The organism is Kitasatospora sp. NBC_01539 (assembly GCF_045040525.1).
Taxonomy (GTDB): Bacteria; Actinomycetota; Actinomycetes; order Streptomycetales; family Streptomycetaceae; genus Kitasatospora.
The window spans coordinates 8,153,438-8,169,613 of the sequence record NZ_CP109390.1 but is presented as its reverse complement, the minus strand read 5'-3'; the positions used below and the strand labels follow the sequence as shown (position 1 = coordinate 8,169,613).

Here is a 16,176-nt window from a genome sequence, read left to right as displayed (position 1 = left end):
CTCACCGGGTGCTCACCCGCAGGTGGACGAGATCGGCGAGTTCCGCGTCGCTCAGTTCGGTGAACGCGGCCTCGCCTCCGCTCAGCACGGCGTCGGCGAGTGCCTTCTTGCGTTTCAGCATGTCGGCGATGCGGTCCTCCACGGTGCCTTCCGTGATCATGCGGTGCACCTGCACCGGCTGGGTCTGCCCGATCCGGTAGGCGCGGTCGGTTGCCTGGTCCTCGACCGCGGGGTTCCACCACCGGTCGAAGTGGATCACATGCCCGGCGCGGGTCAGGTTGAGGCCGGTGCCGGCCGCCTTCAGGGAGAGCAGGAAGACCGGGGCCTCGCCGTCCTGGAAGCGCTGCACCATCTCCTCCCGCCGTTTCACCGGGGTACCGCCGTGCAGGAACTGGACCGGCATCCCACGCGCCGTCAGGTGCGCCTCGATCAGGCGGGCCATCGCCACGTACTGGGTGAAGACCAGCACCGAGGCGCCCTCGGACAGGATCGTGTCCAGGAGTTCGTCGAGGAGCTCGAGTTTCCCGGACCGGCCGGCGATCCTTCCGCCGGTCTCCCTCAGGTACTGCCCCGGGTGGTTGCAGATCTGCTTCAGGGCGGTCAGCAGCTTGACGACCAGACCGCGCCGGGCGATACCGGTGTTCTGCCTGATCTCGGCCATGGTCTCGCGGACCACCGCCTCGTACAGGGCGATCTGCTCCTTCGTCAGGGCGACCGCACGGTCCGTCTCGGTCTTCGGCGGGAGCTCCGGGGCGATTCCCGGGTCGGACTTGCGGCGGCGCAGCAGGAACGGCCGAACCGTGTGGGCGAGCTGGTCGGCGGCGTGGGGGTCCTGGCCGCTCTCCGCACCGCGGGCATAGGTGCTGCGGAAGGTTTTGAGGGGGCCGAGGAGGCCGGGGGTTGTCCAGTCGAGCAGGGCCCACAGTTCGGAGAGGTTGTTCTCCACCGGGGTGCCGGTGAGGGCGACCTTGGCCCGGGTGGGGACGGTGCGCAAGGCCTTGGCGGTGGCGGAGAAGGGGTTCTTGACATGCTGGGCCTCGTCCGCGACCAGCAGCCCCCAGGCGTCGGCGCAGGTGAGGTGTTCGGTGTCCAGGCGCATCGTCGCGTAGGTGGTGAGGACGATCTCGTCCTGGGCAAGGTCGTCCAGGGTGCGGGCGGGTCCGTGGAAGCGGCGCACGGGTGTGCCGGGCGCGAAGCGCTCGATCTCGCGCTGCCAGTTACCGAGCAGCGAGGTCGGGCAGATGACCAGGGTGGGGCCGGCGGTGGCCGGAACGTTCTGGCGGTGCAGGTGCAGGGCGATCAGGGTGACGGTCTTGCCCAGGCCCATGTCGTCGGCCAGGCAGGCGCCGAGACCGAGGGAGGTCATCTGGTCCAGCCAGGTCAAGCCGCGCAGTTGGTAGTCCCGCAGCGTCGCCCGGAGCGCGGCCGGGGGCTCCAGCAGGGCGCGGCGGGCGGTGGCCTCGGGATCGGCCAGACGCTCCTTCAGCTCCGCGAGCCAGCCGCCGGGGACGACCTCGACCTGTGTCCCGTCGGCCCGTGTACTGCCGGCCAGGACCGCGGCCAGCCCTTCGACGGGAGTGAGGGTGCGGGCCTCGCGGGCCCGGGCCCGGCGGAGTGCCTCGGGATCGATCACGACCCACTGGTCGCGCAGTCGCACCAGGGGCCGCTGGGTTTCTGCGAGGTGGTCGAGTTCGGCCGGGGTGAGTTCGTGGCCGCCGATAGTGAGCTGCCAGCGGAAGGTGAGGAGGGTGTCGGCGTCGAGCAGGGAGGGGAGGTCGGAGCCGACCCGCTCGGCGGGTTCGACGACCGCGCGGGCGAGCAGGTCGCGGGCCAGTTCCTTGGGCCAGTGCACCTGGACACCGGCCGCGGCCAGGTCGGCGGCTGCCTCACCGAGGAGGTCCTGCACCTCGGTGTCGGACAGGTCCAGCCCGGTCGGGGCGGCAGCGGTGAGCAGACGGCCCAGCGGCGGCCAGGCCCGGGCGGCGCGGCGCAGGGCCAGCAGGGCGTCGATCTTCGCCCTGGGGCCGAAGACATGCCGGGCCGGGGAGCGGCCCGACCAGACGTCTGCGGCGTCGGCGACCAGCGCAGCCTCGCCCAGGCTGTGCAGCTGGACGACGGCCCGGAAGGAACTGTCCCCGGCCCCGTCGTTCCAGGGGTCATTGCCGGCGGCCGGGTCGTCGATGTCGTCCCGGTCGTCCTCGAAGGCTGTGAGGGAGGGGAATTCCAGGCGCAGGGACACGCGTACGCCGGCATCCAGCCCGGTGGCCACCTGGGCCGCCCAGACGCGCTGGTGGGGGACGTGCTGCGGCGGGCCGGCCGCCCACGCCGTACCGCCGGTGGCCAGGTGCGCGGCGGGAGTGCGGGGCAGCGCGTCGGCGACGGCGTCGAGGAAGGCCCGCAGGAGCGGTTCGGCCGCCGGCAGCTGCAGCGGTGCCGGGCCGGGCAGCGGAACCGCCCGCGCCTCGGGCGGCATCGCCGCCGCCAGCTCCCGTACCCGCCGGGCGTCGTCCGGGTCGTAAGGCCCGATACGCCAGGCGTCGAAGCCCTGCGGGCTGACCCCGGGCAGGAGCCGGCCACGGGCCAGCAGTTGCAGCGCGAGGACACTCGCCGCGCCCCAGAACGCGGCCGCCGGATCGGCACCGGGCGTGCGGCGCGCACGGCCGAGGGGTGCCAGGGCCTGGAGAAGTGGCACGACCGTGACCGGGACCTCGCGGCGGCGCACCGAACTGCCGTGCGGCCGCACCACCGTGAGCCGGTCGTTCGCTCCGGGCGGGGTGGCGGTGTCGGTACGCCAGAACGCCACCCGGCCCAGCCGGGGCGGATCCGCCGGCAGGAACACCGCGGCGCAGCCGGCCGGCTCCGCGAGCTGGTCAGGAGTCATGACCGCCAACGGCTCGCCCGGGGCCTGGTTGTCGGGGACGGCGAGGCCGGGAGCGGCCTCGCCGGGGACCTCGATGACACGGGGGACACTTGCCACGGACCGGGACTACTTTCCAGACGACTGCACGACCGGAGGTGGGCCGCGCACCGAGCGTAGCGAAAGCAGAACCTGCGGGCAGGGCGGTAGCCCCATTCCACAGGCTTGGGCCGCGACCTGCTCGATACCGGCACACCTGCCCCTCGCGCCCGATCCGCCGGCAGTCCGGCGCCGACGCTGCCGCCGTCCGCACTGCCCCGAGGTGGTGCGCCGGTGGGCGCTTCCTCGGAGCCGCAACGGCCTCCTGTCAGGGCCCGCCGGCCCACGTCCGCTCCACGCCCTGCCCGGCGCGCTGTGCCGGCTGCCCGGCGCAGCCGACATGACCGGCACGACCGGCGAGGTTCGGATTCGGGTTTCGCACTCCGCAGTGAAAGGTCTAGACGTTTGCGAGTGGTTCAGTCCATAGTGGACAGTGCACGAAGGACCGAGATATGTCGGGCCCCAAGCCCAGGAACGTACGCGTGCACGCACCCGGGCACCCCGGAGAGGCGGGCATTGCCGATCGCAGCGCTTCCGGCCTCGCCCGACCTGGCTGCCCTCGGCCCGGAAAGCGGCGCCGGATGCGAGTACCGCAGGTGCCGTCCTGCGATTCTGCTCAACGAGGAGCGACCATGATCGCTGGCCACCCCCGCAGTTGCCATGACGGGACAGCCGCGTACCTGCGCTGCTACCCCTACGACACCTGGCAGATGGCATCGCATGTGCGTGCACTGGAGAAACACGCCAACCGGATCGGCCTCTCGGCCCCGTACGTCTTCCTGGACAACGGCGTCTCCTCCAGAAGCCCGCAGCCGCAACTGCAGCGGCTCCTCGCCCGGGCCACCGAGAGCCGCATCCGCACCGTGCTGATCCCGGGGCGCTGGGTCTTCTCCCTCGACATCAGGACCGCGGACTCCGTCACGGACTTCCTCCGGGAATTCGGGACCGATGTCGTCGAACTGCCCCACAACCCGCGGAACGCTCCGCAGCGCCTGCCCGGATCACCGATTCCCGATCGGGTTTGTGGAGCGCTCGGGTGATGGCGGGCGAGCGTGTCACGCCGCTCGGCGCCTCTGTCGCGCCGGCCGATGGGTGCAGCGGGGCCGCCGGGTCCTCCCGGCGGGCGGGCCAGGTGGGACCGATCGGTCTCGGGCGGCGCAGGAGGCCGTCCGGGGCGTTGTCGGCCCCGGACGGCCGGGGGGCATTGCGGGTGGGCCAGGCGGTGAGCACGGTCGGCATGTCGTTCCTGTCGTGCCAGGTCTCCCAGGGGAGTTCGCAGGCGGGCAGCACGCGGTGGTGCGGCCCTGGCAGCCGGTGCAGGCGGCGAAGTCGCGCTGGATGTCCTCTCCGGAGCAGTGACTCCCTCCGGGGACGCCGCGCCCGTGCGGTTCGGCTTCGCTCAGGTCGGCAGCGGTCGTGCCGACAGCGATTCGCCTGGAGGCGCGTGTCGCCCCACTGCCCCGGTGGGAGCATCGCGAAGTCTCGGCCTCGCGTCGGGCCGGCCTTCCGGGCGGATCCCTGCGGAGGGTGGGAGGCGGCCTTTCGGCGTGCAGGGATGGAGTCGGCAGTGCCGCCGGGTCCGTGACCGGATCGCAGTTCCCGGCTACAGGAGGACGAGCAGCTTGGTGCCCGGCACCGGCTTCCGGTTGACGGAGGTCGACTGGACGAACACGGTGTACGAGGGGTTGTCGCCCGGCTCCACCGTGGCCTCCGACTTCGGCAGGCCGAGGAGCATGCGGGCCTCCGGGCCCGAGAACACCCTGCCGGTCGTCCGGCCGGTGGCCGGGTCCTTCTCCGCCACGGCGAGCTGCTTGCCGCCCTGGACCTTCTCGCGCTTGGACAGTTCGTAAAAGGCGCAGCCGGTCTTGTACGGGTGCCCGGCGCTGGTGACGAAGTCGCGGATCGGCGTCTGCCGGTCGACCGGGATCAGGATGTACTTGCCGCTGCCCAGGGGGTCGAGGTCGGCCTTGACCTGGGCATTGCTCAGGTCAAGGCCCATGGCGAACAGATTCTTGGTGCCCGCACGCCCTGCTCGCGGCCCCGCAGGAAGCTTGTGGCAGCCGTCTTGACGGTACCGATGGCCTCCTCGACGCGGCCGAGATCGATGAGGTAGCCGGCCAGGTCGTGGCTGCAGCTGCGGTCGTGCCGGCGGAGGACGGCGACGGCTTCCTCGGTGCGCCCGGCATCGGCGAGGAGCCGGGCGATGTGCTCCGCCGCGTACCAGGTGGCTCCTTCGGGGTGGGCTCGGGCCTGGGCGATCGCTTCGTCGACGCCGTCGCGGGCGGCGATCAGCGGCAGCCGCATCCAGAACAGTTCCCGCTCCTCCGCTCCCCCGCGCGGGCCTCCCCGGCCCCCACCACACGGTGCCCGCCCCGCGACCGGCGCAGCAGCCCGCCACCCGGAAACCGGCCGCCTCGCAGTCGGCCACCGGCCAGAGCGCGGCCACCGACGAGCCGGACCCGACGATCAGCACCCGCCCCGGCCCGGGCCCAGCAAAGGACGGCACCATCCTGGTCCAGGACGGCGACACCCTCGGCGGCATCGCCCAGGCGCAGCAGGTGGTCGGCGGTTGGCCCGCTGGCCCGCTGGCCCGCTGGCCCGCTCTCTACGAGGCGAACCACGGCGCGATCGGCGACAACCCCGACCTCATCCTCCCGGCCCAGACCCTGCGCCTGCCCTGACGCCCCAACCCGGCTCGGCCCAGGTCGCGGCCCCCGCGCATCACCGTCCTGTCTGTCACCTCATCGGCTGGGTAGCACGACGGTGGCCGGGCGACGGTGCCAGCACCGCAGAGACTGCTGCCGGGGTGCTTGACCGCGAAGATCGCGGAGTGTCTAGGGTCGCGTTCCATGACGAGGACCTCTCCGCCGCGCCCGCTTGATGTCGAGGTGCTCTTCCCGGAACTGGCTGCTTACCGAGGTACGACGACACGGCTCCACCCGCGACCGGGCAGCCCGCAGATTTCTGACAGCTCGGTGGGCGGTCCGATGCTGTGGCCGGCGAACGAGCCGTGGCCGGTGTGCGGTGAGGGCCACGGCAGGGGGCGAGGTCGGCGCCCGGCCGACATCCACCGCTACCGGCAGATCCTGGCTGCCGCGTGGGCTCGGGAACAGAGCCCGGGCCCTACCGAGGAGGAACGGGAGCTCCTGGCCGAGCTGCACCTGGAGCGCCGGCTCCCCGAGGCGTCGCAGACGGACCCGCTGCCGCTGATCGGCCTGGCACAGCTGTATCGGCGGGATGTGCCGGACCTGCCGCAGGGGCCGAAGGACTGCGACCTGCTTCAGGTGTTCTGGTGCCCCTTCGACGCGCACGGCCCGAGCCGGTACGACCTGAATCTGCATCTGCGCTGGCGGCGGTCGTGGGAAGTCGGGGACGTGTTGGCCGTTCCCCCGCAGCCGTTGGTCGTCGGGGCCACCGGGTTCGTGCCCGAGCCCTGCGTCCTGCAACCGGAGCAGGTGACCGCCTACCCGTTCGCTGGCCTCCTGCCCGAGGAGCTGTGCGCCCGGCTCGGCGCCCCGATCATCGGCGAACGCGGGTGCGGTTCAACGGCACCGCACCGTAGTTGACGGTCAGCTCGGTGGCATAATCAGCGCACCGGGTCCGCCGGAGCAGCAGCCGGCCCCGCGCCGGCTGCCGTCACCGGTCCGCGAGCACCTCGGACGACGCTTCCCACTGGTGCGGAATCGGCGGGAGGGACGACGGTGTGCCCGCCCCGTCCAGATGCAGCGAGACCGTGCGCGTGGGCGCGGGGATCGAGATGCCCTCCGTCCGGTACCGCTGGTGCAGGCGCTTGATGAACTCGTGCTTGATCCGGTACTGGTCGCTGAACTCGCCGACGCCCAGGATCACCGTGAAGTTGATCCTGGAGTCCGCGAAGGTGTGGAAGCGGACGGCGGCCTCGTGGTCGGGCACGCCACCGCTGACGTCGGCCATCACGCTGTCGACGACGTCGAGGGTGACCCTCTCCACGTGCTCCAGGTCGCTGTCGTAGCCGACCCCGGCCTGGACCAGGATCGACAGCTTCTGCTCGGGCTGGGAGTAGTTCGTCATGTTCGTCCGCGCCAGGCGGCCGTTGGGGATGATCACCAGGTTGTTCGACAGGTTGCGCACCACGCTGTTGCGCCAGTTGATGTCGACGACGTACCCCTCCTCCCCGCTGGTGAGCCGGATGTAGTCACCCGGCTGGACCGTCTTCGAGGCGAGGATGTGCACACCCGCGAAGAGGTTGGCGAGGGTGTCCTGCAGCGCCAGCGCGACAGCGAGACCGCCCACGCCGAGGGCGGTGACCAGCGGGGCGATGGACACTCCGAGGGTCTCCAGGGCCACGAGGACACCCATCGACAGCACCACGACACGGGTGATGTTGACGAAGATGGTCGCGGACGCCGCGACGCCCGTCCGGGACGCGGCCACGGACTGCACCAGCCCGGCCACCACCCGGGCCGCCCTGAGCGTCGCGACGACGATGAGCACGGCCGTCAGCGACTGGTCGACCAGCCCCCCGATCCGCGCGGTGAGCGGCAGGGCCGAAGCGGCCACCGCGGCCCCGGCGATCACGGCCGCCCAGGGGACGATGGCGCGCAGCGCGTCGACGATGATGTCGTCCCCGCTCCACTTGGTCCTGCTCGCGTGCTTGCCCAGCCACTTCATCAGAGCCCGCAGCACCAGACCGGCCACACAGCCGGAGGCCATCGCGATGCCGGCCACCACCCAGTCGTGCAGGACCAGGTCCCGGGTCACCGCCCTGCCCCCGCAGCGTGGAGGGCGAGGGAACGGGCCGCCGCCGGCCGCCGTACGTGCTGTGTCGTCACCTTGTCGCCTGTCAGGTCGTGTCGTGCGCAGCCGCGATGGAGCGGATGTACGCATTCCGAACGGACTGCCATCCTGCCCCATGGCCCGGCTGCCGCCACAGCCGGACCCCGGCCCTCCGGCCGCTCGGCCGGCCTCGACGAGGGCGCCCACGACGCGGTCGAAGCGCCGACCGGACGGCACACCGCCCGGCCCTCCACGGCATGCGCCGCGGACTCCGACGACGGGAAGCCGAACCCTGCACGCCGGACAGAACCCCCGACAGCAGACGGGCCCGACCGCGCCGGTGAGCGATCGGGCGCCGAGGCCCGGCCTCGCGCTCCCTGGAAATGGCCACCAGGGCACAGACGTACCAGCCGCCGGGAACAGGTGCAGCAGGGCGGCGTCGACGTCGGCGGGCCGGTCGGCGCAGCCGGGCCGGTGGTTGTCGAGGGTGCTGCAGGGCCCGGCCGGGGGTGCACGAAGTCACGTGCGATAGCCTCGGACCACGGTCACTTCGGCGGAGGGCGGCACACCGGATGAAGGCGTACGTGATCCACGAGAACCCGGACTGGTACCCGCCGTTCGCAGCGGCCTTCGAGGCCGAGGGCGTGGACCACGAGCCGTGGCTGCTCGGCGCCGGTGTGCTCGACCTGGACTCCGAGCCGCCGCCCGGCGTGTTCTGGTCCCGGATGAGTGCCTCCGCCCACACCCGCGGCCACGCACTGGCCAAGGACCACACCCGGTCCGTACTCAACTGGCTCGAAGCGAACGGCCGCAGGGTCGTCAACGGCCGCCGGGTGCTGGAGCTGGAGATGAGCAAGGTCGACCAGCTCACCGCGCTGCGCGCGGCCGGCATCGAGGTCCCCCGCACCCTGGCCGTCGTCGGCCGCGACGACCTGCTGGCGGCCGCCGCCACACTGCCCGCGCCCTTCATCGCCAAGCACAACCAGGGCGGCAAGGGACTCGGGGTCGCCCTCTTCGAGAGCGTCGACGCCTTCGCCGACCACCTCGACGACCCCGGCCACCAGCCACCCGTGGACGGGATCACCCTGCTCCAGGAGTACCTGAAGGCCGCCGAACCGCAGATCACCCGCGTCGAGATCGTGGACGGCGAGATCGTGTACGCGCTCACCGCCGACACCGCCCGCGGCGGCTTCGAACTCTGCCCGGCCGACGCCTGCGCCATCGACGGCGGCCCGCTCGCCTCCAGCCTATTCGCCCTGCGCAAGGACTTCGACCACCCGGTCCTCGGCCAGTACCTGGACTTCGCCCGCCGGCACCGGATCGAGGTCGCCGGCTTCGAGTTCATCGAGACCGCCGAGGGACGCCTGGTCACCTACGACGTCAACACCAACACCAACTACAACCCCGAGGTGGAGGCCACCGCGCCACGCTCCGGGCCACGGCAGATCGCCCGGCTCCTGAAGCGGCTGATCGCCGAGGAGGAAGGCACCTGATGCGCTACGGGTACTGGATGCCGATCTTCGGCGGCTGGCTGCGCAACGTTCCCGACGAGGGCATGTCCGTCGACTGGCCCTACCTGCGCGACCTCGCCGTCGCCGGCGAGCACCACGGCTTCGACCTCACCCTCATCGCCGAGCTCAACCTCAACGACATCAAGGGGCACCGCGCCCCCAGCATCGACGCGTGGACCCTCGCCCCCGCCATCGCCGCGGTCACCACGCACCTCGAACTCATGCTCGCCGTACGTCCCAACTACCACCATCCCGCACTCACCGCGAAGGCCCTCTCCACCCTCGACACGATCGCCCCCGGCCGGCTGAGCCTGAACGTCGTCTCCTCCTGGTGGAAGGACGAGGCCACCCAGTACGGCGTCCCCTTCGACGTGCACGACGCCCGCTACGCCCGCACCGCCGAGTGGCTGGAGGTGCTGCACCGGCTGCTGACCGAGGAGACGGTCACCCACCACGGCGCCCTCTACGACCTCCAGGGCGCGGTCATGGAGCCCAAGCCGACCCGCCGGCCCACCATCTACATGGGCGGCGAGTCCCCCACCGCCAAGGACCTGATCTCCTCCCGCGGCGACGCCTACGTCATGCACGGCGACCCGCCCAAGACCATCGCCGCGAAGATCTCCGACATGCGCGGGCGCCGGGCGGCCCACGGCCTCCCGCCGCTCACCTTCGGCGTCTCCGGCTACGTGATCTGCCGCGACACCGAGCAGGAGGCCCAGGACGAGCTGCGCCGCATCCTGGACGTCCGCTCCTCCCCCGAGGCGTACGCCTCCTACCGGGACTTCGTGGAGGGCTCGCACCTGGAGTCGGAGGTCTCCCTGCAGGAGTACAGCGTCTCCAACCGCGGCCTGCGCGCGAACCTGATCGGCACCCCCGAACAGATCACCGCCCGGATCGAGGCCTACGAGCAGGCGGGGGTCGACCTGATGCTGCTCCAGTTCTCGCCCCAGCACAGCGAGATGGAGCGCTTCGGCCGCGACGTCATCGCCCCGGCGAAGGCCGCGCTCCCGACGCGGTAGACCCCTGGCGGTACCGGCACCGGGCCGGGGCGCGTGGATCTGTTAGGAAGCCAGAATGTCTTCTCAGCACACCCTGCTGCCACGTTCGGCACCGGCCGCCTCGGGGATGTCGTCCCGTTCGATCACCGCACTGCTGGACCGTCTCGAAGCACGGTCCGTCGAGTGTCACTCCATCATGGTCGTGCACCGGGGTCGCGTCGTGGCCGAAGGCTGGTGGGCGCCCTACTCCGCCGACCGTCCGCACCTTCTCTACTCGTTGACCAAGTCGTTCACGTCGATCGCCGTGGGGCTGGCGATCGCCGACGGGCTGCTCTCGCTGGGCGATCGGGTGGTGGACGTACTGCCCGACCACGTCCCGGCCGACGTCTCGGAGCAGGGCTGCCGCATCACCGTTCACCACCTGCTGTCCATGACAGCAGGGCACCCCACGGACAGTCTCGCCGAGGCCTGGGAGCTAGAGCCCGACGACCTGGTGAAGGGCTTCCTTCGCCTGCCTTTCGCCGCAGCCGAGGGAACGCGGCACACCTACGACAACTCGACCACCTTCATCCTGGCTCGCATGGTGGAACGGGTCACGGGCCGGGGTCTCCCGGAGTTCCTCGACGAACGCATCTTCAAGCCGATGGGCGTCGACCACGCCGAATGGGACCGGGTGAAGAGCGGTGCCGCCTTCGGGTTCCATGGGCTGCACCTCACGACCGAGGCCGTCGCCGCCTTCGGTGAACTGCTGCTGCGTGGAGGCCGCCGGGGCGACCGACAGCTCGTCCCGCGCGAGTGGGTGGAACTCGCGACCGGACGGCACATCGGCTGCCTGCCGTTCAAGGACGACGGATCGGACGACGCCGACTTCTCCTGCGGGTACGGCTACCAGTTCTGGAGGTCGCGTCACGGATACCACGGTCACGGTTCCTTCGGACAACAGTGCGTGGTGGTCCCGTCGCATGACCTCGTGGTCGCCGTGACCGCCCAGGGGGAGGCTCAGGAGGTGCTCGACGCCATGTGGGAGTGCCTGCTGCCCGGCGTGGGCCGGGCGGGAAGCGCCCAGGACGACGAGATCCTCGCCGATCGGCTGCAGCGGCTGTCACTGCCGCCGGTGCCGGGTACGGCCGATCCGGAGCGTTCGGTCGACGCGAGGCTGGACGCCTCCGCAGAGGTTTCGGCTCTGCCCGACGGAACGAAGGTCGTCGTCGATCCCACCGACGGCGGATGGCTCGTACGGCTCGGGCCACTCCTCGACGTCGAGGTCGGCCACGGCGAATGGCGGGAAAGCTCCCCGCTCGGTCGGCCGGTCGTCTCGGCCGGAGCCTGGCAGGGCAGCGTGTTCGTCGCCGACCTTTACGTCATCACCACCCCGCACCGAGTCCGGCTGGTCGTCGACGCCGACACCAGGACCGCGACAGCGACGTGGAGCACACTGCCCCTGACCGGTCCCAGCCTGGAGTTGCACGCGCGATCGCCCCTCATGACACGACCTGACGTCGCGTAGGAGATGTCCGGGAGCAGGACCTCGCCAGGCCCCGGCGAAGAGCCGGACAAGGCAGGACACGGACTTCAGGGCAGTGGCCGGGACCGCGGGACAGGCGCAGCGCGGCCCGGCGCACCAGAGGGGTGAGCGCTCGGGCGGGCGCAGCAGGCGGCGGATGAGGGTGGGGGAGATGCCGGAGGCGTCTGCGATGTCCTGGGTGGACATGCCGCGGTGTACCAGGACGGCGGCCCGGATCGCGGCGGGAGTGGGGTCGAGGCGGGCGGCCAGGCCCTGGGCGCGGTCGTTGTCGCGGCGTCGGCGGGCGCGCAGTGCCGCCTGGCGGCAGACCGGGCGGGTGCAGCCGTAGTCCGCGCAGGAGGTCTGCCCGTGGCGGACCCGGCTGCGGGCCGGCCGACGCGATGAGGTTCCCCTGGTGTGTGGGAGGGGCTGATCAGCTTGTCAGGATGGGTTGACGGGGTTTCAGGTTCGCTTGTTCGGCCGTCGCCTGGTCGGCGTAGTGCTTCTCCTCGTACTCGATGGGGCTGAGGTAGCCGAGGCGTTTCTGGATGCGTCGACCACGCCCAGCAGCACCTCGACCGGTGCCTCGTCCTGGCGGGCCTGGCCCGCGACCCGGTCGCACAGCTGCGGGCATGGAACTCGGTGGCGATGCTCGCCCACCAGCGCCGCCGCCACGGCGAGGCCCTCGCGGCGGCCCGGGCCGGGCAGCCACCGGCGCCGGACGCCGCGACCCGCTGTTCGCCTCCCTCGCCCACGCCCGGGTGGCAGTCGCACACGCCGGGCTCGGCGACCGGCAGGCCGCCATCCGCTCGCTCGGCCACGCCGGCGAAGCCCTCACCAAAGCCCAGGACACGGCAGTCGCGCGGCCGTCCTGGACCGCGTTCTACGGAAGCGCCGAACTGTGGGCGCTCCACTCGATCGCCCACCTCCAGCTCGGCCAGGCGCAGCAGGCCGAAGCCCACTCCCACCGGGCACTCGCCCAACTCCCGGGGCAGTTCCGCCGCAACCGGGCCATGGCCACCGCCCGCCTCGCCCTCGCCCAGCTCGGCCAAGGCGACATCGAACACGCCACCATCGGCAGCACCGTCTTCGCACTGATGACCGGCGTCCCGCTCCCGGGCCGGATGCGGACCTGCTCGGCGACCTCCAGCGCGGCGCACCACTGGCCTTCCACCGCGAATGGTGGCGCGAGCACCTGGACCTCGCACCCGCCAACAGAGAGTCGGCCACCTTCGGCCTGTCCGAGCTGATGGTCCGCCCGGCCTGGCGCAAGACTGGCACCGCCGCCGCCCTCCACCGGGCCCTTCTCGCCGACCGCCCCGAACACCTCGCCGCGTTCCTCGTCGACCCCGACCATCCCAAGGTGCAGGCCCTCTACGAGTCGTGGGGCTACCGGCCCATCGGCACCCGCCAGCCCTTCCCTGACTCCCCCGCTACACCGTCATGCTCCGCCCACTGCCCCTGTGAGAAGCAGGGCTCAGCCGCTACGAATCGCGCTGGAATGTCCTCCTGAGAGGTGCGAGGTCCGCAGTGCCCGGTCGCCCGCCGGGCGCGACGGGGTGGTGGTGTCCCCGGCCGACGGGCGACCGGGCCGTAGCAGCCATCGGGGATGAGGCGGGTGTGGCAGGGGCAGGCCGTCGTGGCTAGGGCACCGGCAGCGGTTCGAGGTTGCCGTCGAGGCGGGTCTCGGTGATCAGGGGGCGCTCCCGCAGGGCGAGGATCTCGTTCGCCAGGGCCGTGACCGGGCGCGGGTGGTGGCGTACGCGCTGATGGCAGCCGCCGACAGGCTGCAGGGGACGGCACCTGCGTCGAGGAGGGCCCGCCGGTCCTGCGGGGCGAGTTCGAGGAACTCCAGTCCGGTCAGCCCAGCGATCTCCAACGGGTCGGCGAGTGTCCCGGGGTCGGCGGAGAGGGTACGCAGGTGGGGCAGCCCCAGGACGGGGGCGAGGCGAACGGTTCACCGTCTCCCATTCCGAGGCTCAGGATCTCCAGAGTGGGGTGGGCCGCGGCCTCGACGCTTGTGAGGTCCTGGTGGGAAACCCTGGCCGCGAACGGCGAGCGGTCCCGCTTCCGGCTGACGGAACAGTCCCGGTCCGGGTTCAGCACCAGGTCGGTGAGGGACTCGGCGAGCAGGTAGGCGCCGATGCTCTGCTCATGGTCGAGCACGATGATCTGCCCCAGGTGACCGCGCGGGGCCGGTGTCAGGTCGACGGCCACCTGGTCCCCGCCACCGTTGCCGCCGATGACGATCCACCCCGGCGAGCCGACCAGGTCCTGCACGGCGGCATCCGGCAAGGTGACGGCTACCCTCTTCGCGTCATGCCTCCAGAGAAAACAGCGGTCCGACGGGTCGGCGACGGCAACGTGGTCCTGCGCCGTCCTGGACGGCACCGCGGACGGCCGCCCGCCCGCGGACGACGGGGCCCGCCGGTTCGCCGGGAGCTCCGGCTGCAACTGTCCCGGGAACACCTCGACGCCGGAAACGCCCCCGCCACCACCGCGGCGCTCTGCGACCTGGAGGGCGCTTTCCGGGTGTTCGCCGCATCCGCGGCCGCCCGGGCGGCTGCGGGCCTACCGCCCGGGCGGGGCTCTCCCGCGGGGCGGCCGCGCTCGCCCGGCCGCTCAACCGGCTGCTGGTCGACCCGGACGGGCGGCCCCGGCTGCTGCGTTGGCGTCACGTGTTCTGACCGTGCGGCGGGCCGTTCGCGGACACCCCCGGAGCGGGCGCCGAAGCTGGCGGCCGCCCCCGGGCCGGCCGGTCAGCGCAGCTCCTCCAGCACGTCGTGGCGCAGCCCGGACGAGGCGCCGCCCCGGCCCGCGCCGCGGGCGCGGGCCAGCCACAGCACGGTGCGGCCGCCGGTCCATCGGGACAGCTGCCAGTGGCGTACGACGCGCGTCCCGCCGGGCGGGATCTCCTCCTCGGGCACGGTCATCGGGACGGAGCGGTCCAGGACCGCCCCGCGTGCGGTGGCGCCGAGCCGCTTCAGCAGGGTGCGTCCCGGGTGGGCCGGGTCCGGTACGGGGACGAATGGCACCCAGTTCTCCGGTCCGCCTGTGGTCAGCCGGTAGTGCAGCACCCCGCCCGGTGCGGTGGCGGCGGGCGGGGTGGCCGCCGGGCGGGGGGTCAGGGCGACGGCCCGGCCGGCCGGGCCGGTGGCGCTGTGCTCCACCGCCCAGGCGAGGTTGGCCGCCTCGTCGCGGGCGAGGAGCACCTCCTCGACGGGTTCGCCGTCCAGGGTGTCGAGCACGGTGGGCAGGGTGAGCAGCAGGTCGGCGGCTGGGCGGGGCCCGGTGGCGCCGGCGGCCGGGGTGGTGCTGGGCCGGAAGAGGGTCCAGTCCGGGCCGGCTGGCGGGATCAGGATCTGCTCGCCGAAGGTGTCGGTGACCACCACCGAGCCGACCCGGGTGACGCTGCCGACCGGGAGGTCGAGCGGCACCAGGAAGTAGTCGTTGGCGTAGCCGGTCGCGTACTCGGCGACCAGCATCCGGGCCAGGTCGGTGCCTTCGGCGGTGATGCCGCCCCAGTAGACCCGGGAGTCCTCCATCTCCCACCATCGGGTGGCGGGCATGCCCGGGTAGGCGGCGACGGCGGGCAGCACCGTCCTGACCACGTGTTCCACGGCGGCGGCCGGGACGGCGTCAAGGGGAGGCGGGGTGCCGAGCGTGGCTTCCTCGCGGACGTCGAGGTCGGACCAGTCGAGGCGGTCGCCGTGGTAGCCGCGCGCCTCCAGCACGGTCTCGCCGGTGTCGTCGCGGGCGGCGACGGCGAAGGCGTACTCCATGCGTTCCTGGTTCCAGGCCCGGCCCGTGGCGGCCGCGACGGCGGGTTCTCCCGCCGTGGCCAGCCAGTCCTGGACGGCGCGCGCGACCGGCGCGGTCTGGTCGGCCGGGATCGGGATCCGGCCGGGTCCGCGTTCGCGCAGCAGGGCCAGGCCGTCGGGGGCGCGGCCGGTCGTCACCGCGTGGTAGCCGGCGGTGTCGTCGTCGGCAGGGATGGCGGGGACGGCCGGGTCGCCGGTGTCGGGTGCCGGGGCGGGCAGCGGGTAGGCGGCGAGGACGGCCGTGACGATCGCGGGGCTCACGCCGGCCGAGCGCAGTGCCCGCAGGAGGTCCAGGCCCAGCTGGGCGGCCAGGCGCCGGTCGTGGGCGAGGGGGGCGGGTTCCCGTTCGACCACCGCCTCCAGCGGCAGCGTCGGGTCGATCGGCACCGCCGTCCCGGGCACCGGGCCGCCCTCGGGCCGGTAGCGGGCCAGCGGCGCGGCCTGGGCGCGGACTCGCACGGTGACGGGCGAGCCGGCGTCCTCGCCGCGGAACTCGCCGACCTGCCACTGCCGGGCGAGCAGCCACAGCGGGTCGGCGGTCGCCGCCGCCAGGCCGGGCGACATGTCGGCGGCGCGGGTGCGCGGCTCGATCCTGGTCCAGGAGGTGATGGACGGCTGCTGGGGCATGGGT

Annotated in this window: 11 protein-coding genes and 2 pseudogenes; 7 read left to right on the top strand and 6 right to left on the bottom strand. The window is 72.6% G+C overall.

Annotated features, from left to right (window positions below):
• Position 1: 1 nt before the first annotated feature.
• On the bottom strand, positions 2–2,881 hold the full coding sequence (locus OG335_RS35425) for an SNF2-related protein (RefSeq protein ID WP_405015628.1): 2,880 nt from the start codon (positions 2,879–2,881) through the stop codon (positions 2–4).
• Between the two features lie 707 nt (positions 2,882–3,588).
• On the opposite strand from OG335_RS35425, the gene OG335_RS35420 reads away from it, so the two are divergent.
• Positions 3,589–3,996: a recombinase family protein gene (locus OG335_RS35420; RefSeq protein ID WP_405015251.1), complete on the top strand. Its 408-nt coding sequence runs from the start codon at positions 3,589–3,591 to the stop codon at positions 3,994–3,996.
• Positions 3,997–4,559: 563 nt separating this feature from the next.
• On the opposite strand, the gene OG335_RS35415 is transcribed toward OG335_RS35420, so the two are convergent.
• Together OG335_RS35415 and OG335_RS35410 are read right to left on the bottom strand one after the other, a co-directional pair.
• On the bottom strand, positions 4,560–4,955 hold the full coding sequence (locus OG335_RS35415; protein WP_405015250.1) for a hypothetical protein: 396 nt from the start codon (positions 4,953–4,955) through the stop codon (positions 4,560–4,562).
• Positions 4,940–5,260: a hypothetical protein gene (locus OG335_RS35410; protein ID WP_405015249.1), complete on the bottom strand. Its 321-nt coding sequence runs from the start codon at positions 5,258–5,260 to the stop codon at positions 4,940–4,942. Before OG335_RS35410 ends, OG335_RS35415 begins: the two co-directional genes overlap by 16 nt.
• Positions 5,261–5,319: 59 nt before the next feature.
• Between OG335_RS35410 and OG335_RS35405 the strand changes: the two genes are divergently transcribed.
• Together OG335_RS35405 and OG335_RS35400 are read left to right on the top strand one after the other, a co-directional pair.
• Positions 5,320–5,637: a LysM peptidoglycan-binding domain-containing protein gene (locus tag OG335_RS35405; RefSeq protein WP_405015248.1), complete on the top strand. Its 318-nt coding sequence runs from the start codon at positions 5,320–5,322 to the stop codon at positions 5,635–5,637.
• 168 nt (positions 5,638–5,805) lie between these two features.
• Positions 5,806–6,471: pseudogene (locus OG335_RS35400) on the top strand (hypothetical protein); the annotation flags it as partial.
• Between the two features lie 121 nt (positions 6,472–6,592).
• Here the strand turns inward: OG335_RS35400 and OG335_RS35395 are convergent.
• Complete coding sequence (locus tag OG335_RS35395) at positions 6,593–7,696, bottom strand: mechanosensitive ion channel family protein (RefSeq protein ID WP_405015247.1); 1,104 nt, start codon at positions 7,694–7,696, stop codon at positions 6,593–6,595.
• A 587-nt stretch (positions 7,697–8,283) separates the two neighbouring features.
• Here OG335_RS35395 and OG335_RS35390 point away from each other — a divergent pair.
• From OG335_RS35390 to OG335_RS35375, 4 genes are all read left to right on the top strand, one after another.
• Complete coding sequence (locus tag OG335_RS35390; RefSeq protein WP_405015246.1) at positions 8,284–9,204, top strand: RimK family alpha-L-glutamate ligase; 921 nt, start codon at positions 8,284–8,286, stop codon at positions 9,202–9,204.
• Complete coding sequence (locus OG335_RS35385) at positions 9,204–10,241, top strand: LLM class flavin-dependent oxidoreductase (RefSeq protein WP_405015245.1); 1,038 nt, start codon at positions 9,204–9,206, stop codon at positions 10,239–10,241. Before OG335_RS35390 ends, OG335_RS35385 begins: the two co-directional genes overlap by 1 nt.
• A gap of 55 nt (positions 10,242–10,296) precedes the next feature.
• Positions 10,297–11,727 carry a serine hydrolase domain-containing protein gene (locus OG335_RS35380; RefSeq protein ID WP_405015244.1) on the top strand — a complete coding sequence of 477 codons (1,431 nt, stop codon included), beginning with the start codon at positions 10,297–10,299 and terminating at the stop codon, positions 11,725–11,727.
• Between the two features lie 758 nt (positions 11,728–12,485).
• Positions 12,486–12,974, top strand: a complete 489-nt coding sequence (locus OG335_RS35375; protein ID WP_405015243.1) for a hypothetical protein — start codon at positions 12,486–12,488, stop codon at positions 12,972–12,974.
• A 393-nt stretch (positions 12,975–13,367) separates the two neighbouring features.
• Here the strand turns inward: OG335_RS35375 and OG335_RS35370 are convergent.
• Both OG335_RS35370 and OG335_RS35365 read right to left on the bottom strand, forming a co-directional pair.
• Positions 13,368–14,022, bottom strand: a pseudogene (locus tag OG335_RS35370) (SMI1/KNR4 family protein); the annotation flags it as partial.
• 461 nt (positions 14,023–14,483) lie between these two features.
• Positions 14,484–16,172 (bottom strand): hypothetical protein, encoded by a 1,689-nt coding sequence (locus OG335_RS35365; protein ID WP_405015242.1) that lies wholly within the window; start codon positions 16,170–16,172, stop codon positions 14,484–14,486.
• Positions 16,173–16,176 lie beyond the last annotated feature (4 nt).

Coding starts and splice junctions, on each gene's coding strand:
- OG335_RS35425 (WP_405015628.1), bottom strand. CDS start 2,881: ATGACTCCTGACCAGCTCGCGGAGCCGGCCGGCTGCGCCGCGGTGTTC.
- OG335_RS35420 (WP_405015251.1), top strand. CDS start 3,589: ATGATCGCTGGCCACCCCCGCAGTTGCCATGACGGGACAGCCGCGTAC.
- OG335_RS35415 (WP_405015250.1), bottom strand. CDS start 4,955: ATGGGCCTTGACCTGAGCAATGCCCAGGTCAAGGCCGACCTCGACCCC.
- OG335_RS35410 (WP_405015249.1), bottom strand. CDS start 5,260: ATGCGGCTGCCGCTGATCGCCGCCCGCGACGGCGTCGACGAAGCGATC.
- OG335_RS35390 (WP_405015246.1), top strand. CDS start 8,284: ATGAAGGCGTACGTGATCCACGAGAACCCGGACTGGTACCCGCCGTTC.
- OG335_RS35385 (WP_405015245.1), top strand. CDS start 9,204: ATGCGCTACGGGTACTGGATGCCGATCTTCGGCGGCTGGCTGCGCAAC.
- OG335_RS35380 (WP_405015244.1), top strand. CDS start 10,297: ATGTCTTCTCAGCACACCCTGCTGCCACGTTCGGCACCGGCCGCCTCG.
- OG335_RS35365 (WP_405015242.1), bottom strand. CDS start 16,172: ATGCCCCAGCAGCCGTCCATCACCTCCTGGACCAGGATCGAGCCGCGC.